This window comes from Arcticibacter sp. MXS-1, assembly GCF_041902385.1.
GTDB lineage: Bacteria > Bacteroidota > Bacteroidia > Sphingobacteriales > Sphingobacteriaceae > Arcticibacter.
Window position 1 is genome coordinate 3,266,863 of the sequence record NZ_CP169244.1, and the last position, 21,016, is coordinate 3,287,878.

Sequence of the window (21,016 nt, forward strand, 5' to 3'; positions counted from 1 at the left end):
ATTGACGAAATGAACTACTTAAAAAAAGTGGTACTTGTATTCTTTTGCATTAACATTTCTCTGCTTCATGCCCAAAAGCATCCGAACATCATGCTCACGAAAGACAATATCGCGGGTGTGAGGGAAGGGTGCACCAAATACCCTCTGCTGCAGAAATCGTTTGAACAGATGAAGGCAGACGCAGACAAGGCTTTGCAGGGAAAAATCTATATACCCGTTCCTCAGGATGGTGGCGGAGGCCCTTCTCATGAGCAACATAAAAAGAACTACCAAAATATTCTGGCCTGTGGTGTCGCCTATCAGATAACAGGAGAAGCCAAATATGCAGCTTACGTCAAAGACATGCTGCTTGGTTATGCCGCTCAATATGAAAAATGGCCGCTTAAGCATCCTAAAAGTAAAATCAGTAATCAGACGGGACGGATTTTCTGGCAGATACTGAATGACTGCGTATGGCAGGTGAATGTGATTCAGGGATACGACCTGGTTTATGACGCCATAGCGCCAGGTGACAGGAAAACCATTGAGAATAAACTTTTTGTTCCCGTCGTCCGGTTCATCACCCAAAGCTCTGCAGAGACATTTAACAGGATACATAACCATGGCACCTGGGCTGTCGCCGCGGTGGGATTAACCGGATACGTATTAAATAAACCGGACTACGTGGAAATTGCTTTGAAGGGCTCTGATAAGTCGGGTAAGTCGGGTTACCTGGCGCAGCTTGATCAACTGTTTTCGCCGGATGGATACTACACGGAAGGTCCCTACTATCAAAGATATGCCCTATTGCCCTTTGTGATTTTTGCGAAGGCCATTAATCAGTATCAGCCAGCGCTCAGTATCTATAATTACAGAAATAATATTCTGCGCAAGGCGATTAATACGTCACTTCAAAGCAGCTATACAAACGGCGCTTTCTTCCCTATTAATGATGCGATTAAGAACAAGACGGTTGAATCAGGAGAGCTGGTTTATGGCGTCGACCTGGCTTATGCCGAGATGGGCGGGGGAGAAGATCTTCTCGATGTGGCGCAAAGGCAAGGCAGGGTGGTGGTATCGGATGCCGGACTGAAAGTAGCGAAAGATATCGCTGAAGGAAAAACAAAGCCCTTTAACTATAAATCTCTTTTTATAAGCGACGGGCCGGCAGGAAATGAAGGAGGACTCGGGGTGCTTCGTTCTGGCACAAATCAGGATCAGCAATGCCTGGTGTTTAAAGCCGCTTCGCAGGGAATGGGGCACGGGCATTTCGACCGTTTGAATATCCTTTACTACGACAATGGGTCTGAAGTATTTTCAGACTACGGAGCCGCACGCTTCATTAACATTGAATCGAAAAACGGGGGAGAATACCTCCCGGAAAATAGAACATGGGCGAAGCAAACTGTTGCTCATAATACAATTACTGTAGACAAAACGTCTGCATTCAAGGCCAATGCAGATGTAGCTCAGCAATATCATCCTGAGGTGCTTTATTTCAGAGGCGAAGGAGACATTCAGGTGATCAGTGCGAAAGAGGAAAATGCCTGGAAGGGAGTATCGCTGACCCGGACTTCCGCTCTTGTGCGCGTTCCTGAATTGTCAAAGGCCCTGCTCGTTGACGTTTTTAAAGCTGAATCCGCCGTACAGCATCAGTATGACCTTCCGTTCTGGTATAACGGATATATTACCGATGCCTCTTTTAAGATAAATCCTGATACTAAAGGATTGAAGCCGGCCGGAGAGAAATACGGTTATCAGCACTTATGGCTGAACAGTACTGACTCTGTTCCCGGTGCTGCCGGTTACATCACTGTAATGAATAACCTGCGTTTCTATACCACACATTTTTGCGGAAGTTCAGCCTTGAATGTTCAGCTTGCAACCATTGGTGCTAATGACCCCAATATGAACCTCTTCGGCGGAAAGGCTTTCATTCTGTCGCAGCCCTCGGTCAGTGATCAAACCTTTATATCCCTGACTGAGAGTCACGGAAAAGTAGATCCTGTAGTCGAAACCACATCTGGTGCCGCGAGTTCGGTGTCATCACTTAAGCTTCTCAGCTCCGGCAAACAGCAAACCAGCTTTTCCTTCGATGTAAAGGGCAAGAGATATCGGATTGACATTCACTATAACGATAAGAGCAATTTTATTCAATTAACAAAATAATTAATCATGATAAAGAGCAGTTTATTTCAGATTGAACAGGATATCGCCTGGGAGAAAGCAGGAGAAGGAATACAAAGGCAAATCTATGGATATGATGATCAGATTATGCTGGTGAAAGCAAAATTTGAGGCAGGCGCTGTAGGCGTCTTACATCAGCATTATCACAGCCAGGTAACCTATGTGGAAAGCGGCGTGTTCGAAATGTCCATTGGTGACGAAAAGAAGATCTTGAAGAAAGGCGACGGGTATTATATCCCTCCTCATGTGGTTCATGGCTGTTTGTGTGTAGAGGCAGGCCTTCTGATTGACGTCTTCAGCCCCCACCGCGAAGATTTTTAAAAAAATAACCTCATAAAATTAATTAAATGAAAAGGATTTTTATAACGACCTGTTGTTTGCTATGCCTCGTTTTTATGGCAAAAGCCCAGGATTCCGGGTTCAAACCGGTTGAATACCCGGAAGGATATAGCTCAAAGTTAAACGTTGTTTACACAAGTGTCAACGGATGGGATGGAAAGATGGACCTTTATCTTCCTTCCAAAGAAAAAGGACCTTCTCCTGTTGTCATCAACATTCACGGAGGCGGATGGAATAAAGGATCAAAAGAGTCGCAGACCGGCTTCAATACTTGGTTTAAAAAAGGATATGCGGTAGCAAATATCGCTTATCGCCTTGTTCAGGTAGCACCGGCTCCTGCGGCTATAGAAGACACCCGTTGTGCTCTTATTTACCTGATTAAAAATGCGAAAGAGTTAAATATTGATGTTAACAGAATTGTCATAATGGGCGGATCTGCTGGTGGTCACCTGGCTCTTATGGGGGGACTTTTGGAGAATAACCACATTTTCGATACCAATTGTAAAGGGGTGGAGAATATCAAGGTCGCTGCCATTATAGATAAATACGGTATTGCCGATGTTAACGACTGGTCATATGGCCCTAACATTACAAGCAAATCAGCAACATGGTGGCTGGGAGAAAAAGCAAAAGATAAAGCTTTTATCGCCTCTGTTTCTCCAATCACTTATGTAAAGAAAACAAGCCCTCCTACATTCATTGTACACGGGGATGCAGATCCCACTGTTCCATATCAGCAGTCGGTAGAACTCCACAAGAAGTTGCAGGAAGCTGGAGTTAAAACCGAGTTTATGACAGTTGAAGGGGGCTTGCACGGCAAGTTCCCGAAAGAAAAAATTCAGAAGTAAATGCCCGTATCATGGAGTTCCTTAAAGGGCTTGGGATTCATAAATAATTCGTGCCGATATGAAGCTCAAAGGTTTAAGGTGGTATATTATCCTGCTGATCGGACTGGCGACAGTGATCAATTATATCGACAGGAGTGCCATCAATATTATGTGGCCCTATATATATCATGAATTTGGTATAGCGGATATCGATAGTAAAAGTACGCTTGCTCTGATCACAACTTTCTTTATGCTGGCTTATGCGCTGGGGCAGACGTTCACAGGAAAGCTGATGGACTCTATCGGGACGCGGCTGGGCATGGCCGTATCAATAGCGGGATGGAGTATTTCGATCGCCTTGCACGCACTTGCCCGTTCGCTTTTTTCCTTCAACATTTTCCGTTTCTTTCTAGGCTTTTTTGAGGCTGGTAACTGGCCAGGAGCAACCAAGAGCAACGCAGAATGGTTTCCCGCAAAAGAGAGGGCTATAGCACAGGGTATTTTCGGTGCCGGAGCATCTTTAGGATCCGTCGTCTCGGCACCTGTCATCGCACTGCTTTTTATTGCCTTTGGCTGGAAAGCGACGTTCCTCTTGATCGGAGGACTGGGGCTGATCTGGGTGATCCCCTGGTTAGTGGTGAACAAAGCCAATCCCGACAAACACCCCTGGATCACGAAGGAAGAAAAGGAACATATCCTGTCATGCGAGGTAGCATCGCCTGATGCTGCATTGAATGCTCCCGTGCTCACCTGGTCTGAACTGTTAAAGATCAGAAGTACATGGGGTATTATTCTTGGTCGCTTCTTTATAGATCCGGTATGGTGGCTGTTTGTTACCTGGTTACCTACTTTTTTGAAAGAGCAGTTTCTGTTCGATATCAAGCAAATCGGTGCGTTTACCTGGGTTCCTTACCTGTTTGCTGCTATAGGAAGTTTAAGCGGTGGGTTTTACTCGTCGAGGCTGGTAAAGAACGGCGTGGAGCCGGAGAAAGCCAGAAAGAGTGCGGTGACAGTAGGTTGTGTCCTCATGCTGGGCGCCCTGCTTGCGATCCTGTTTTATTTAAGCTCGCTTAAAGAGCAACCGATGCTCGCTATGTGCCTGATTGGAATCACTCTCTTTGGATTTCAATTCCTGATCGGGAACCTTCAGACTTTACCCAGTGATTATTTCAATGGTAAAAACGTGGGGACCGTAGCAGGTATGGGAGGAACAGCAGCAGTAGTGGGCACGCTCTTTACGACATGGGCGGTGCCGGTGATTACGAGGACAAGCTACGTGTCGTTTTTCGTTCTGGCAGCAGTACTTGTACCCGTTACATGGCTGTCAGTCAAATTTATGAGTTCGAAAAAACTAAATTAATATTACTAAAATGCATTTAAAAAACAAAGTTGCAGTTGTTACCGGTGGTGCCAGAGATATCGGCCGGGCGGTATCATGCGAGTTAGCCCGTCAGGGAGCTAAAGTGGTGATCAACTATTTCGATCAGGAAGAAAAAGCGATCGAAACACTGGAAATGATTAAAAATGAAGGGGGAGAAGCAGTGCTGGTATACGGAGATATGACCAAGGCGGCGGATGCAAATCTTCTTGCAGAAAAGGCTCGTGAAGCTTTCGGCGAAGAGATCCATGTTCTCGTGAATGTTGCCGGAGGACTGGTCGGCAGAAAGAAGCTTGTTGAAATGGAAGAAGAGTTCTGGGATTTTCTGATGGATCTCAACCTGAAATCAGTTTTCCTGGTATGCAAGGCAATCGTTCCGTTTATGCCTGCAGGCTCTTCAATTATTAACTTTTCTTCACTGGCCGCGCGTGACGGCGGAGGCCCCGGTGCGAGTGCATACGCCACTGCCAAGGGTGCAGTGATGACTTATACCCGCTCGCTCGCTAAAGAGCTCGGTCCTCAGGGTATCAGGGTCAATGCGTTGGCTCCCGGCGTTATTGCAACCACTTTCCATGATGTTCACAGTACACCTCAGATCAGGGCAAATATCCAGAACGCAACACCTTTAAGAAGAGAGGGGGAAGCTCAGGAAGTTGCCGATGTGGTGGCTTACCTGGCCTCTGGTAAATCAAGTTTCCTCACAGGAACCAATATTGATATCAACGGCGGTCTCGCGTTCTCTTAACCAATAAATAACGCCTGCATAACTGCTATGCAGGCGTTAGCCTGAAAGGCTTCAGTATTGAAAGGCTAATCTAAATAAACGAAATAGTTCCTGCATAAGCAGGAGTTGCCCATAACCACATTAAGATATTACAGACACCCGGAGAGCAGGAGTTGCCGGGATAAGGCAAGCCGTTTCCGTCTGTCAGCCAGCTGCTTTTCATACTAGCCAGCAAGAATATATACATATAGATCATTGAATAACCAATAACTGAATTTTAGAAATGATTCGACAAAAGCTATTAGCACTGTGCAGGAGCGTCAGCTCTGCCGCAGTCTGTGGAGTTATTCTTTTTTGGAGCCTTAGTGCCGCGGCGCAGAACATTACTGTTACGGGGGTAGTAACCGATACCAAAGGAGAAAGTCTGCCAGGGGTAAGTGTGCTGATAAAAGGCACAAAGACAGGAGGATCGAGCGATGCCACGGGTAAGTACACCCTAAGAGGCGTTCCTTCTGACGGTACTCTTGTCTTTTCTTTTATGGGATATAAGAGCAGCGAGGTTGCTGTGAAGGGGCGCAAAAAAATTGACGTCGGACTGGAAGAGGACGTAAAGACATTAGATGAAGTAGTGGTGGTAGGATATGGTACCGTGAGAAAGTCGCATCTTACGGGATCGGTCACCAAACTGAAGAATGAGAACCTGGATGAGATTCCGACTGCCCGCCTGGATAATGCCCTTATCGGAAAGATGGCCGGGGTTTCGGTTCAGAATACCACATCAGAAGCAGGCGCCGCCCCGACCGTCAGAGTTAGGGGATTGAGCTCGATAAGCGCCAATTCATCCCCTCTTGTAGTAGTGGACGGACATCCCGTTCCGGATGGTCTGGCTTTTGTCAATCCCTACGATGTAGAATCAATCGAGGTGCTTAAAGACGCTGCTTCCTCCGCAATTTATGGGTCACGCGGCGCCAATGGGGTAATCATCATTACAACTAAGAAGGGAACTGCCAATAAGCCCAGATATGCTGTAAAAAGTTATTATGGATTTAAAGAGGCTTATGAGCTTAACCCGATAATGACTATTTCTGATTACACAAAGCTCTTGTTTGCAGAGGCTGCACTTCGCGAAAACGATCCTTCGGTGAGTCCCGCTAACTACAACCTCATTACTGATAACGAACGCGCTGCTTATATCGTGGAAAGCCAGATAGCAGGAGGACCAACCGACTGGCAGGAGCAAGGCCTTCATAACGCGGGCATTTACAACATCCAATTAAATGCCTCGGGAGGGAATAAAGACCTGCGCTATTATGTTTCAGGAAACGTGCAGCGTGATCAGGGGATCATGAAATTCAGTGAAAATAATAAAGGTAATTTTAAAATTAAGCTTGACGCAAATCTCAGCAGCAAGCTGAGCATGTCCGTTAATCTTAACCCTACATATTCCAACCTTGAGCGCCCGGGTGCTAATTTTACTGACTATTATCGTACTTATTCTTTCCTTCCGGTGAAGCATTCCGATTTTACCGCAGCTTTCATAGGGCAGAATCCTCAGTGGGCTTCAGTTAAGCCGGGAGACTGGGCGCAGGCGAGACATTTTGCCAATATGTTCTATTCGGGATATATGCCCGACGGCTCTTTCTGGCAGAGTGACGAAAAGCTGATTCCCTGGGGGACCAACAGCAACAGCCCTCTTTCTATAGCTTCGAGGATTGAGCGGAATTCTAAGAATTACCGCGTTATGGGAGGAGGCGACCTTAGTTACAAACTTCTTAAGAACCTCACTCTGAAAACGGCTTTCAGCGGATATTATAACCAGCGGGAGGACTTGACACTTACAAGAAGTAATGCCAAAAGCGACGGAGATGTTGGCTCGGGAGAGCAAAATACCAGTAAAGTGATTGACCTTTTATGGGAAAACACTTTAAATTATAATCAACAGATAGGCAATCACAATTTCACAGGTTTGCTTGGCTTTACGGCCCAGAAAACTACTAATGATATTTCTAATATTCTGGCGCGGAATTTTCCTACAGACGATTTCGAAACGCTCAGCCAGGCTGCCCAAATAGATCAGCCGGGAACATATACCAGCAGAGTGCCTGTAGGACTACTTTCCTATCTGGGACGTATTACTTACGATTATAAGGGAAAATATCTCTTTTCTTCGAGCCTGAGGACTGACGGAAGTACCTATTTCAAAAAACCTCATCAATGGGGTTGGTTCCCTTCCGTTTCTGCCGGCTGGCGGGTGAATGCTGAGCCTTTTATGAAGCCTGCGTCGCAATGGCTGAGCAACCTGAAGCTAAGGGCCAGTTATGGAGCCACCGGCAACAACCGCATCCAGGATTTCGCTTATGTCAACCTCCTTTATCCTGCTAACTATTCTTTCGGAGGAGGCACCGGATTGCTGAATCTTGGCCTTGCCCCGACTGAAGAGGTACTTAAGAATGCCAGGATTACATGGGAGCGCACTTTTGAATTCAACACAGGTCTGGATCTTGGGCTATTCAGAGACAGGATCTCCCTTTCAATGGAAGCCTATCGCTCTGAAACCGATCGTTTGCTCCTACAGCAGGGGACCATGTCGTTTTCCGGGTCCAATACCTTCTGGAACAACGCAGGGAAGGTGAGGAATACAGGAGTTGAAATAGATCTGACGTCGAATAATATTAACTCCAAGAATTTCAAATGGAGTACCAATATCAATTTCGCGGCAAACCGCAATAAGCTTCAAAAACTTGGTGGGGAACCGTTCCAGTACACTTACGGCGAGCGTAATGAGCTTTATGCTGCTATAGTAGGACAACCCTCCATTCAATTCTTCGGCTACAAAGCCGACGGTGTGTGGAACTCGCAGGCAGACATCGATCAGGCTAAGAACAGCGGCGCCACTTCTGTTATCCAGAATTACTTTAGCCCCGGCGGGATTAGGGTTAAAGATCTGAACGGAGATAATAAGATTGATGAAAGTGACCGCACTGTTTTAGGTACACCTTTCCCCGATTTTACCTGGGGGATGACTAACACATTTAAATATCGCGGCTTCGACCTGAGTATCCTTATTCAGGGCGTGCAGGGAGGTAGCCTGATAAACGGAGATGCGTTTTACACAGAAACGAAGAGGCTGAATACCAACTATACAAAGAACAGATGGATTAGTCCCGCGAATCCAGGCGACGGACGGACCCCATACAATAATGTGGGTGCCGACTGGATGCTCACGGATTACGTCATGGAGAATGCCTCCTATGCTTCTTTGAGGAATGTGATAATAGGATATTCATTTCCTGCGAAGATACTCAGACGCGTAAAGGTGAATACTTTAAGGTTATATGCTTCGGGCGACAATCTGCTGCTGATAACAGGAGGTTCATACCGCGGGATTAATCCGGAAGCAAGAGTAACAAGTAACCAATATACCTCTCCTCTGACATCGGGTTATCAGAGAGGCGCTTTCCCGGTCACCCGCACATTCACGTTTGGTCTGGACTTTACTTTTTAAGGAGATTTGCAATGAGAAATTTGAAATATATAGCCATAGCCGGGATGTTTGTTATTGGGATGGCGTCCTGTAATAAGGTTCTTGATGTTGAACCTGTGTCCAATGTCGGCGTCGATAAGTTTTATCGCAATGCCAGGGAAGTGCAAACTGCGCTGACAGGCTGTTACGCAGGACTTCGTGAGCCGCTGGTGACCGAGTGGATGCTTACAGAGCAAAGGACTGATAACTCCAGGCAGAATTCTGCCACGAGTACTGCCGTCCAGCGGGTGGAGCTCAACGCTTTCGACATGTATACCCAGAGTTCACAGCATCAGCAGATTTATAACTACTGGATCAGCGTTTACCGCAACATCAGAAGTATTAATTATGTACTGCAGAGCCTTGGAGTCGCCTACGAAAACGGCGAAATAACGTTTAAGAAGGGAAGCGCTGAGGTGACGGACGAAGAAAAGGCCGGTTTGGCCGGTCATGCTCTGTTTCTTCGCGCCTATCATTATTTTAATCTGGTAAGACTGTTCGGCGATGTTTTCCTGATTACAGAGCCTGTGATCCCGCAGGAAGCAAAGCAAGTTGGCCGTTCGTCTGTAGCTGACGTGTACAAATTAATTATTGCAGACCTGACTGCGGCGAAAGACAATCTCTCACCGGCCCCGTATGGCTCAATCCCTTCTGCATCACTTGGAACGGCGAATGCCTGGGCTGCAAAAGCACTGCTTGCGAAAGTGTATCTCACCTTGCAACAGCCTGCAAATGCACTGCCTTTACTGAACGATATCATCGACCATAGCGGATATGGATTAGAGCAGAATTACAGCCGCGTGTTTTCTATTGACAACGAGATGAATAAGGAGATTTTATTTGCCGTAAGATTTAAAGCAGGTGGATTAGGCATGGGGAACTTCATGGCTAATACCTTTGCTCCAAACAGCAGTGGAAATGCCGTAGTAAACGGAGATGGCCTGGGCTACAACACTCCAACAGATAATCTTGCGGCAGCCTATAAAACACCTTCATCCGGTGCTTCAGATCAGAGAAAATCTGTTAATATCAATTCCTATGCAGGGAGGCCTTATATTCAGAAATTCATTTCGCAGGTTCAGGTGGAAAATGATGCAGAGAATGATTTCCCGGTGATCCGTTTTGCAGATGTTCTGTTAATGAAAGCGGAAGCTATGGGCTTCGACGGACCTTCGGGCCAGTCTGTTGGGTTGATCAACATGATCAGGGCCAGAGCCGGTGCCATTAATTATGACGGTGGTAACTTCGCCACTACGTTCTACAAGTATCCTGCTGACGGAAGCTCTTCAATTCAGACAGCCGAAGCGTTTCTTAACGCTCTCCTTAATGAGAGACGGTTAGAATTGGCATTCGAAAATCAACGGTTTTTCGATCTGATAAGAACAGGGCAGCTTCTCCCTGTCATCAGCGCCTATTTTGAAAATGAATATCAGGTACATTACAGAAGGTACAGGCCGGTGATTACACTTGACGCCCTCAAAGCCAATCTTACACCAGAGAGAATTTTGCTACCCATACCGCAGCGGGAAATAGATACAAACGATCAACAAAGGATCCCTCAGAATCCTGGATACTGAGCGCCATGAACGATTTGCGCAGCAAATCGGTGCTGTTTGAATGATGATGGTAGGTCCATCGGTATCGGCTTACAGGAACAGGTATCAAACCGCTGCTAAGTTGCTTTGGTAAAGAGCCAAGGTGGGAAGCGTTAGCAGAAAAGGCATCACAGAGGTGTCAGGTAAGTATAAAGAAGACGAATGAAAATGAACTGCCGAAGAGGCGTCGAAAGGATTAGATGATGTCAAAAGTAAAGTACAGTATCACTTTATTATCAGTTGGGAGGACAACCTGTTTACTGTCCCGGCGGCATCCGGCGTATAGGCAGCGTGAGCTTTATACAGGCATTCAAACGGAACTTGGGAACCTGTGGGAACGATGCGAAGAGAAAAGGACAAGCGGAAGAACCCGCAAGTCCGAAAGTATCGATGCGTTCCACAGGGGCAGAGCCACCCGTAGTAGTGATGACTGCTTTGGAAACATAGCAAGAGCGAAGGGGGGCGTTATCAGGCGCTGTACATTAATAGAAACTGTTTAAGGGGCAACCTACAGGAGGTATAAGATATGTACAGGCCAAAACCAAATTGTATTTCGAGAAAGTCGGTGCAGGAAGCCTACTTGAAGATCAAAGCCAATAAAGGGGCAGCAGGTGTAGACCAGATGAGCATGGAAGCTTTTGAAAAAGAGCGACAGAAACATCTGTATAAGCTCTGGAACCAAATGAGTTCCGGCAGCTACATGCCCCCTTCAATCAAGTTGGTGGAGATACCCAAGAAAGATGGCGGTAAAAGGCCATTAGGCATACCCACCATAACCGACCGTATCGGACAAGCGGTAGTAGCGGAGAAATTGGGAAAGGTGGTCGACAACCTTTTCCATGATGATTCCTACGGCTACCGAGCTAGGAAATCTGCACTACAGGCAGTTGCCAAAGCACGTGAAAGGTGCTGGGAATATCACTGGCTGCTGGATGTAGATATCAAAGGGTTCTTCGACAACATTCCGCATGACTTGCTTATGCTGGCAGTGGAGAAACATGCAGAGGAGCAATGGATGGTACTGTACATAAAAAGATGGCTGGTAGCCCCTTGCGACTGGAAGACGGAACAATAGTACCACGGACGAAGGGTGTGCCGCAAGGCTCCGTTATCGGCCCGATACTATCGAACCTCTACCTGCATTACGCAATGGATATGTGGCTGATGGCCAACTATCCTGACCTTGCATTCGAACGCTATGCGGACGATGCGGTCATTCATTGCAGAACCGAAGGACAAGCCATCCGCTTAAAGGAGTTATTGGGCAAACGGTTGAAAGATTGCGGGCTGGAAATGCACGAAGACAAAACAAAAATAGTCTTCTGCAAAGACAGTAACCGCAATGCGAAAACGCCAAAAATAGTGTCGTTCGACTTCCTTGGTTACACGTTCAAGCCCAGACAGGCACAGAACAGCCAGCGAAAAGAAAACTTCACTTGCTTCTTGCCGGGAGTAAGCACAAAAGCATTGACAGCAATGAATAAAAAGCTGAACGAGATGCCGATACTGCGCACACCGGGCATTGAGATAGAAGAAGTTGCCAAAACAATAAATCCTGTCCTGCAAGGTTGGGTCAACTACTACGGGAAATTCTATAGTGCAAAGCTAAGAAGCTTTATGCAAAGAATAAACGCAAAGCTGGCCAACTGGGCAATACGGAAATACAAAGGGTTAAGAAGCAGTGTGACCAGAGCAATGAAGTGGGTAAGCAGTTTATACAACCGCAAACCCAACCTGTTCGCTCATTGGACATTCGGCGCAAAACCCAAACTGGAATATAGATAACGGGAGCCGTATGCGCGGAGACGTGCACGTACGGTTCTGAAAGAATCTCAGGCTGAAATGCCTGGGTTTACTTACTAAAAAATCAGGTTATGAAAAAGATGTTTAAATCATTAATCGGGATATTGATGCTCTGTACAGGTATCATATCCTGTAAAAAAGACGATTCCGGACCATCTTCAGGCGAGGTGAAAGCTAAGGATTTTATATATAATCTTGCTACAAAGAATTTTACTCCTGACACCGCGCTAACTGCGGAAGTCACGTCTTCAGGTGCAGTTGACATTGTTTATTGTTATCTTGTCAGAAGCAACACAAGTGATTCTCTTATTTTCGTTGGCAAGCCTGATCCTGGTGAGTCAAGAGATTATACGTTTCATATTTCAGCCTCAAAGATTCCTTTTTCCAGTGTAAAGAGCGTTAGGGGGATTAAAGTAATGGTGCGGCAAGGGGGCAACAGCTCTTATCAGGGCCTTGTAAAAATTGATATTTACGACCCGACAAAACCCTTCCTCTCAGAGTTTCCGGTAAGTATTTCTCCTGATCTTGGTGGAGGACCGACTGCAATTACCGGAAAGATCACATCCGAAAGCGGCATAGCGAAAGTAGAAATATTAGATGACTATCAGGCTTCCGGTGTATTTAAACCGGTGCAATCGATAACAGTCAGCAATGAGAAAGAATATAACCTCAACTATTTATATACCTACAGGAAGGCAGCGCAGCATATTAAGATAATTGCTACGGACATTTACGGTCAGGCAATGGAACAGGTGATCGACATGCCGGTGGATGTTAACGTCTTTAAGCCCAAATTCGCAGATTTTCCTGAAAGTGTCACGCCTGATCTGACGGGCGGCCCTACTAAAGTGGCGGGAAGGATTACCTCCTTTACCGGCCTGTCAAAGATTGAGATATATGATGACTTTGAAGGAAGCTTTGTTTCTGTCAAGACGATAGGCGACTTAAATGACTCACATGATTATACCCTGAATTATGACTATCAGTATAGAAAAAGAGCGTCCAAAATCAAAATAGTGGCAACTGATGCCGACAATCTCACGACTGAACTTGTGATTCCCCTGAATGTTACCTACGCGACGGAGGTATATCGCGACGTTATGATGTCGTCACAGTCGGCAACAGCTCCGGGCAGCTTTTTTGATGCTTCAACCGGTACGGTATTCGGAAACTGTGAAGTAAGTGGTAACGAGAATAAGCTTGATTTTCTTCTTTACACCAGTACGGCCGGAGTGCTATCATTTTACAGTCCGACCAATACGGCGAGTGCAGCCTCCAGCTACAAGTGTAACGGCGTCAGCTGGACTCCGGTGACAGCAAATCTGAAAGCTACACGGTTCAGAGTCCTGTTGCCAACAACTGCTGGGAATACTGCAAGCGATAATATTTATTCGGCATATAATTCAGGCAGCATCAATAATCTTGATGACAGCTTCTTTGGAACCATTAGTGTACCGGGAAGCAGTTCAACAAAGTATGATGCCACGGCAACGCCTGCTTCGAATATCTTCAACACGACCTCGGCATATCTTATCTGGTTCCGGATTCCTCAGGCTAATGGTTCGAATAAAAACTGCCTTGTGAGGGTTAAAGAAGTGAATATTAATGCTACAGTCGGTTTATCAACAGTTAAGTTCGATATTATCGTGCAGAAGTAAAGAGAATAAGAAGCGGTTTATGGTTATTAATGTTAGGGAAGGGGGCTGATATAATGGCCTCCTCCCTTTAAACGAGTTAAATGAAAGCTTTTATTATTGCAGCCTTTCTGATCGCCGGTTTAAACGCTTCGGGTCAGTTGCTGAGTGTTAAAGATCCTGCAACTCTCCGGGCTGCCCTTCTGAGTGCTAAGCCCGGAGACGAGATTGTCATGGCTGACGGAGAATGGAAAGATGCCAGGCTTGTATTGAACGGCAGGGGAACACAGCAAAAGCCTATAGTTATCAGACCGCAAACACCGGGAGGAGTGAAGCTGACCGGTAGTTCTACTCTGAGGCTGGCGGGAGAGTATCTTGTGGTGAAGGATCTGCATTTTACAAACGGAACGGCGCGGGAAGGAGATGTGATCACATTCCGCACCGATAATGAGCACCTTGCAAATAACTGCCGGATCACCGGTTTGGTTATTGATCAGTACAGCCAGCAGGAACGGTTCAAAAACGACAACTGGGTAGTCCTGTGGGGAAAGAATAACCGTGTGGACCATTGTGTATTTGCTGATAAGCTTAATGCCGGTCCTACACTTATAGTGGAACTGAATGACGAAAGGAGCCAGCAAAATTATCACAGTATCGACAGTAATTATTTTAAAGGCCGTCAGCGCCTCGGTTCCAACGGAGGAGAGACGATCCGTGTAGGAGTGTCCAGGTATTCTCTTACTGCATCACGGACGAGGATTGTTAATAATTATTTCGAGCGCTGTAACGGCGAAGTCGAAATCGTGTCAGTGAAGTCGGGCGAAAACGAGATTAGTTTTAATACCTTCTTTGAGTGTGAAGGCAGCCTCGTGCTGCGTCATGGAAGCAACAACGTGGTGCAGGGTAACTTGTTTCTGGGAAACAATAAACCTTTTACCGGCGGTGTAAGAGTGATCAACCCGGGACACAAAATTTTTAATAATATTTTTAAAGACCTGAAAGGGAACGACTTCAGATCGGCACTGGCGGTCATGAACGGGGTGCCTAATTCTCTTATTAACCGGTATTATCAGGTGAAGGATGCCGATATTCATCATAATACTTTCATTAACTGCGATCATATCCTCTTTGGTGCCGGTAAAGACGCGGAGCGCACTCTTGCTCCCGAGAATGTCAGCTTCAGGAATAACCTGATTATTGGACCGCCTGATTCCCTCTATAAAGATGCTAATGGTGGAAAAGGCATATCTTTTTCAAATAACGGTGTTGCCGGAAGTAAAATGTCACTTCCCGAAGGGTTTGCTCAGATCTCTGCTAAATACAAAAAGCTGAGAGGGCTCAGCCTTCCTTTACCCGTTTCGGGAAAGGGAGCTGACGTAATGAAACTTCCGTTAATTACCCGTGAAGGAATGGGGGCTGGCTGGTGGAAGTCTCCCGTGTCCAATCCCGTGAATAAAGGGAAGAAGATACCTGTGTCATTGTCTTCCGCAGCAAAACTGCCTCAGATCGTATCTTCTGCTTCCGCCGGAGATACGATTGAACTGACAGAGCCCGGAAATTACGCACTTGCCGGCGAGCTGCGCATCTCAAAGCCGCTAACCATTCAGTCTGTCCGTGCCATTTCCCCGAAACCTGTTTTTATAAACGCATCGCAAAAAAACCTTTCGGCTTTTATCGTCATTGAAGAGGGCGGAGAGCTGAGTCTTTCCGGATTGTCTTTCGCTGGCAGTTCACCCGGTTATGGTGATGCCGGTGCAGGGATTGTCGCATCGCAGCCCATGGTGAAGCATTACAAATTAAAGGTGACGGATTGTGAGTTCTACGATTTCAATGAAAGCTCTTTTGCTGGCATCAAAGCCTTAAAAACCACTTATGCTGACAGTATTATCATTACCAATTCAATATTCCGGAATATTTCGGGAAGTGGAATCGACCTTGCTGCAGAGAAAGATGATAAAGGAACTTATAATGCGGAATATACCATCATTAAAAACTGCGTTTTTTCGGGCATTCTTGGATCGGCGCTTAATCTGTACCGGGGCGGAAATGATGAAAGTACTCTGGGGCCCTTTCTGATTCTTGACCATTGCACCTTTAATGAAGTGGACAACCGCGAACAGGGAGCCGTACTACGACTTTTAGGAGTGCAGAAGGCCAGAATCACCAACAGTATCTTCGCTTTTAGCGGACAGGGGGGACGTTCTGTTCAATTTCAGGAATCCCGTTATGACGATGTGAAAGTTGATTTCTGCAATTTTTACCGCTCGGGCAGGATCGACTCTTTTTATGGTAAAGTAGCAGGACCAACTCTTTTTCATGTCGATCCGGCATTTAAGGATCCCGAAAGCTGCGATTTCAGTCTGGCAGCGGGATCAGAACTTCTGAATAAGGATCCGGGCGGCGGGGCGCTGGGTGCAAGGCTTCCGGTTGCAGGAAGACCTCTAAATTAAAGCATCTCTGCTCATAATCCCAGGTAAATTTTATACTTAAATTAATGAAAATGAATATTCTGTTATCGATATTACTTGTCATAATCAGTGCATGCTCAAAGAAAGAGAGTGTTACCAAAGTATCTGAATCTCCGCAAAAGGAAACGGAGGCAAACAGCGGGCAGCCGCAGGGCGGAGAGACTTATCCAGCTAAAATATTGGATCTTACCAACTGGAAGCTGACGCTGCCTGTCGACACTGATCATCCGGGCAGCCCCGACGAAATTAAGCAACCGGAGTTGTCAACCTATTCTAACCCTGATTTTTTCCATGTGAATAAAGAAGGAAATGCGGTGGTGTTCAGGGCCCAGGCAGGTGGAGCGACTACAAGCGGCTCTAATTTTCCGCGTTCAGAGCTGCGGGAGATGATCAATAATGGAAAGGGCTCTGCAGCCTGGTCCTCATCTGAAGGTACCCATACTTTATTTATTGATCAGCGGGTAACACACCTTCCCGACGTAAGAAAACATATTGTCATTGGACAGATCCATGATGCCGACAAATATGTGATTTTTTTCAGGCTCGAAGACCGTCGTCTGCTGGTTTCCGTCAATAAGGGAGACCGTGTCACTCTTGACGATAATTACGTACTGGGGACCCGGTTTTCTGTCAAGTTTATTGTATCTGGTGACAAAACTCAATGCTATTATAATGATAAACTGAAGTATACGTTTGAAGGCCACTTTACAGATGCTTACTTCAAAGCCGGAGCATACGTACAGTCTTCCTGCAAGGGCGCGAAGCAAACCCCAGGAGAATTATGTTCCGCCTATGGGGAAGTGGAGATCTTTAATGTATGGACTAAACATGAATAATATTTTCTCCTCCTATCTCCTTTATTTCCATTTCTTCTTCAGCCAGGCGCGCACAGGCTCATCGTACAGCTTTAAGCTCAGGTAGCCCACCGTTACTGAAGCTGCAAAGGTCAGCAATGAATAAGGCAGGGTCTCCAGAAGCGTGGCGTCCCTGTTTTCAACCACCCAGCCTGAATAAATATAGATAAAGGGATAATGGGTAATGTAGATTGGGTAGGAGAGGCCTCCCAGAAACTTACAAATGCGCGATTCTCTAGCCCCTTTAATCGACCCGCTCGCTCCGAGGAAGATGATCAGCGGGAAAATGAAAATGATGGTCAGCGATTCATACAGTCCGTTCATCCATAGGGTATCCTTGTCGCCCACTCTGGGAAAGGCCAGGAACAGGGTCAGCAGAAGGCTGCACCAGAGGAAGGCATTTTTAAAACGCCCGATTCTGGCAGTCCGCGAGAGTAGCAGTCCGGCCAGAAACGGAAAACTTACCCTGGTAAAGCCCACTCTCAGCTGTTCAGGCGTCAATGACCATCCTCCAACGATATCTCCTGTTTTACTTGTAACCGTATAGTGAATGAGTACTCCCGCGGCTATGAGAACCAGTACCGATAGCGCCCGGTTCGACAGCTTCCGCAAACCTAAAGCATAAAAGATATTGGCAAGATATTCAAAGAAAAGCGACCATCCGGGACCATTAAGCGGATGCATTTCCTGCCAGCCGCGTATGTCCCACGATAGGGACACTGGCAAAAGCGTGCAGCCTATCAGCATGACCAGCAGTAATTTCCATACCGGAACTTCATGGATAGCGGGAAAGAGAGGTGAATCAGAGAAATAAAAGCAAGCGGCACCGATAATCATCCCCAGGACCACCATGGGCTGTAGTCTTTGAATTCTGCGTTTAAAAAATCCACCGATGGACAGCTTATCCCAGCGGTCGTCGTAAGCATAACCTATTACAAAACCCGAGAGCAGAAAGAAAAAGTCAACGGCGAGATACCCGTGATTGATGATCTGATCGAGATGACTGGTAGAATGGATCTCGAAAATATGGAAGATAACGACAATGATAGCCGCGACGCCGCGCAGGCCGTCAAGGATCTGGTAGTGAGGTTTGGTGCTGAGGTCAGTTTGTTGCATTGTTTTAAGTCGAAGTTCACGATCGCCGCTAATATAATTTTTTTCTTATTAAGCGCGGAATAACACGCGGGGGGGAGTGCGGTCTATCAAAGGCAGGAGCGTTTTCACGACTCCCTTCTGAAGAGCAAGATACGGTCAGAAAAATAAGAAGTGCCGCTCCTTTCATAACCCCTTGTTATTGAACATAGCCTTTTTTGATAAGAATCGGGCTGCCTCTTTTCTCAGATTTGCAGCAAAACAAACACGATGTATTCTTATAACAATAAAAAACTACATAACACTGGCGCCCTCTTGCGTCTCGACAATACTAGCCGGAAAATTATTTTTATCATCGGATGTATCCTGTGCCTCACTCCTGCGGCAGGACCGGCAACGGCGCTTTTGGGCGGTTTGCTCATCGCACAGTTTATCGGGCATCCCTACCTGCATCTTAACCATAAGGCTACTCATTTTCTCCTCCAGGCATCAGTAGTCGGTCTAGGCTTTGGTATGAATGCTGCCTCCGCATGGCAGGCCGGCAAGGCAGGCGTGCTGTTTACTATTTCCTCTATTACCATTACATTCATCCTTGGATTTCTTTTGTCGCGTTGGCTGAATATTGAGAAGAAGACCTCATACCTCATCTCATCTGGAACAGCAATCTGTGGTGGCAGTGCCATTGCGGCTATTGCACCTGTAATCCGGGCGAACGAGAAGCAAATTTCGGTAGCGTTGGGCTGCGTCTTCGTGCTCAATTCGGTAGCTCTTTTTGCCTACCCGACGATTGGCCATTACCTGAAACTTTCTCAAACGCAGTTTGGACTTTGGTGCGCAATTGCCATTCATGATACCAGCTCCGTGGTTGGCGCTGCGAGTAAATACGGGCCTCACGCGCTCGAAGTGGCCACTACGGTCAAGCTGGCGCGTGCTTTATGGATTATTCCCATCGCCTTCTTATCAAGTAACTTTTTTGGAAAGAGGAATGAGAAGGTCACTATGCCTTACTTTATCGGCCTGTTCGTCCTCGCTCTGGTGGTAAACACCTATGTGCCCGCAGTTTCAAGCCTGGCGCCGGTAATTGTTCACATCGCAAAAGCGGGCCTGACCCTCACCTTATTCCTCATCGGGGCCGGTTTATCGCGTCAGGTGCTTGCTTCAGTGGGATTTAAGCCTCTCCTTCAGGGCTTGATCCTGTGGCTGGCGATCTCGGTTGTTTCGCTCTTCGCTATTATAACGCTGAGCTAATACCACGACTGTCGCTTTTGCACCAGGTCTCTGAATCGTCTGGCCTCCTTGTGCGCCCGTTCACAGCAGTCTTCCAGTGAGAGGCCCTGCATGTAATTCGAAGCAATGAAAATAGGCTTGTCTTCAATGTACCGGTCGATTTCGCGTAAAAGCGGAAGATGGTTGGTTTTAAGGGCCGGAAGTTCTGTTTGTCTTTCTACACGCACGTCCGACGAGTTCAGGCTCAAGCCAAGTACTTCGCCAGCTATTTTAGCTTGTTCCTCTTGTGTTCGTCCGTTATCTGGGAAATGAAACAACCAGTGCTGGTTCCCATCCAGCTCTGATGAGAGCGCCGAGTAGAAAGGCTGTCCGATCCCGATAATGTTTTTGGGCTTGCGACCGGTACCTGAGGGTCGTCCTGTATTGATCAGAAGAGATTTTACTCTCACCGAGGGGATTTCCTCCAGCATTCGGGCCAGCTGAGGTTCTGCTTCTGCCAGGAGGGCTGCTGCGGTCCGGGGAGGGCACGAAAAGCAAAGAAAGGGCGTTTGATGTCGTTCCCCGTTCTGATCTGCCAGCGTAAATCCTCTTTCACCTCGCTCCAGTTGACGGACTTCATTTGCTCCCGCTACTTCAATTGTGGCTTTGCTCGCCAGAATGTTGAGCAGTGTTTCCAGTCCGCCCTGCAACGTGAAGGATCTGGGGTAGCGTTTGTTCCGTGCTCTCTTTTTGAAAAGCAGTTCTGCTGGATACTCATCGGCCGGCTGGCACAAAACGGCCTGAAATGCAAACCGGAACAATCTGTCGTAGTTTTTTCTACCCAGAATACTTTGATAATAATCCCGGACTGATAAACCGTCTTTCTTTTTGGTGAACAAACGGGGTAAGTGAAGGAGTAATTCCGCCCAGTTTAGCCCTGTGGTAAGAGCTTCGCGTCTCCCGGTATATTTTTTAAACTTTAGCGGTTTTCTCGGGATGATCAGATCCTCCGCCTTATAATGCTGTAATAGTGCGAGAATTTCGCCGTAGCTGTTGTAAAGTGTGTGTGCGCCCATATCCACCGACTCTTCATCAACACCAGAGTAGCTTTTTATGCACGCCCGATGTCTTTGAGCATCAAATATTTTTACTTGGTGGCCGTATGAGCTGCAGTAATGGGCGAAAGACAGGCCGCTGATGCCACCACCAATCACGCTGATAAGTTTATTCATATCCGTTAAGCAGCGGCAATCATACGGATTTGGCTCATAGAATGTGTATGTCTAAGGTAAAAATACCCGGGCTTCCTGTAATTCGTGACATATCAGCCCGCCCTGTATACTCAGCTTAAAGATCCTTTAACCTTTTTGATTCCCATTCGTATACGCACCAAATCTCAACGTGTAC

General features: G+C 46.6%; 15 protein-coding genes. 13 read left to right on the forward strand and 2 right to left on the reverse strand.

The window, feature by feature from the left end; translation table 11 throughout:
* The first annotated feature begins 9 nt into the window (after positions 1 to 9).
* The 12 genes from ACES2C_RS14115 to ACES2C_RS14170 all read left to right on the forward strand — a co-directional run bounded on the left by ACES2C_RS14115 (position 10) and on the right by ACES2C_RS14170 (position 17,293).
* Positions 10 to 2,148, forward strand: a complete 2,139-nt coding sequence (locus ACES2C_RS14115; RefSeq protein WP_374163727.1) for a heparinase II/III family protein — start codon at positions 10 to 12, stop codon at positions 2,146 to 2,148.
* A 6-nt stretch (positions 2,149 to 2,154) separates the two neighbouring features.
* On the forward strand, positions 2,155 to 2,487 hold the full coding sequence (locus ACES2C_RS14120) for a cupin domain-containing protein (RefSeq protein WP_374163728.1): 333 nt from the start codon (positions 2,155 to 2,157) through the stop codon (positions 2,485 to 2,487).
* Positions 2,488 to 2,561: 74 nt separating this feature from the next.
* The gene (locus tag ACES2C_RS14125; protein WP_374163729.1) at positions 2,562 to 3,353 is read left to right on the forward strand and encodes an alpha/beta hydrolase fold domain-containing protein; all 792 of its coding nucleotides are present in this window, start codon (positions 2,562 to 2,564) and stop codon (positions 3,351 to 3,353) included.
* A gap of 58 nt (positions 3,354 to 3,411) precedes the next feature.
* On the forward strand, positions 3,412 to 4,692 hold the full coding sequence (locus ACES2C_RS14130) for an MFS transporter (protein ID WP_374163730.1): 1,281 nt from the start codon (positions 3,412 to 3,414) through the stop codon (positions 4,690 to 4,692).
* A 10-nt stretch (positions 4,693 to 4,702) separates the two neighbouring features.
* Positions 4,703 to 5,455, forward strand: a complete 753-nt coding sequence (locus tag ACES2C_RS14135) for an SDR family NAD(P)-dependent oxidoreductase (protein ID WP_374163731.1) — start codon at positions 4,703 to 4,705, stop codon at positions 5,453 to 5,455.
* Between the two features lie 262 nt (positions 5,456 to 5,717).
* The gene (locus tag ACES2C_RS14140) at positions 5,718 to 8,939 is read left to right on the forward strand and encodes a SusC/RagA family TonB-linked outer membrane protein (protein WP_374163732.1); all 3,222 of its coding nucleotides are present in this window, start codon (positions 5,718 to 5,720) and stop codon (positions 8,937 to 8,939) included.
* Positions 8,940 to 8,950: 11 nt separating this feature from the next.
* Positions 8,951 to 10,534 carry a RagB/SusD family nutrient uptake outer membrane protein gene (locus tag ACES2C_RS14145; protein WP_374163733.1) on the forward strand — a complete coding sequence of 528 codons (1,584 nt, stop codon included), beginning with the start codon at positions 8,951 to 8,953 and terminating at the stop codon, positions 10,532 to 10,534.
* Positions 10,535 to 11,078: 544 nt separating this feature from the next.
* A complete protein-coding gene (locus ACES2C_RS14150) occupies positions 11,079 to 11,627 on the forward strand; it encodes a reverse transcriptase domain-containing protein (protein WP_374163527.1) in 549 nt (182 codons plus the stop codon).
* The gene (locus tag ACES2C_RS14155; RefSeq protein WP_374163734.1) at positions 11,588 to 12,337 is read left to right on the forward strand and encodes a reverse transcriptase domain-containing protein; all 750 of its coding nucleotides are present in this window, start codon (positions 11,588 to 11,590) and stop codon (positions 12,335 to 12,337) included. Before ACES2C_RS14150 ends, ACES2C_RS14155 begins: the two co-directional genes overlap by 40 nt.
* A gap of 89 nt (positions 12,338 to 12,426) precedes the next feature.
* Positions 12,427 to 14,013, forward strand: a complete 1,587-nt coding sequence (locus ACES2C_RS14160; RefSeq protein WP_374163735.1) for a hypothetical protein — start codon at positions 12,427 to 12,429, stop codon at positions 14,011 to 14,013.
* Between the two features lie 80 nt (positions 14,014 to 14,093).
* Positions 14,094 to 16,439, forward strand: a complete 2,346-nt coding sequence (locus ACES2C_RS14165; protein WP_374163736.1) for a chondroitinase-B domain-containing protein — start codon at positions 14,094 to 14,096, stop codon at positions 16,437 to 16,439.
* Between the two features lie 50 nt (positions 16,440 to 16,489).
* Positions 16,490 to 17,293, forward strand: coding sequence for a polysaccharide lyase family 7 protein (locus tag ACES2C_RS14170; RefSeq protein WP_374163737.1), 804 nt, complete (start codon positions 16,490 to 16,492; stop codon positions 17,291 to 17,293).
* A gap of 21 nt (positions 17,294 to 17,314) precedes the next feature.
* On the opposite strand, the gene ACES2C_RS14175 is transcribed toward ACES2C_RS14170, so the two are convergent.
* Entirely contained in the window at positions 17,315 to 18,427 is a 1,113-nt protein-coding gene (locus tag ACES2C_RS14175; protein WP_374163738.1) for an acyltransferase family protein, read from the reverse strand.
* A 246-nt stretch (positions 18,428 to 18,673) separates the two neighbouring features.
* On the opposite strand from ACES2C_RS14175, the gene ACES2C_RS14180 reads away from it, so the two are divergent.
* Positions 18,674 to 19,651 (forward strand): YeiH family protein, encoded by a 978-nt coding sequence (locus ACES2C_RS14180; RefSeq protein WP_374163739.1) that lies wholly within the window; start codon positions 18,674 to 18,676, stop codon positions 19,649 to 19,651.
* Here ACES2C_RS14180 and ACES2C_RS14185 read toward each other — a convergent pair.
* Positions 19,648 to 20,841, reverse strand: coding sequence for an NAD(P)-binding protein (locus ACES2C_RS14185; RefSeq protein WP_374163740.1), 1,194 nt, complete (start codon positions 20,839 to 20,841; stop codon positions 19,648 to 19,650). The two genes, ACES2C_RS14180 and ACES2C_RS14185, sit on opposite strands and share 4 nt — an antisense overlap.
* Positions 20,842 to 21,016 lie beyond the last annotated feature (175 nt).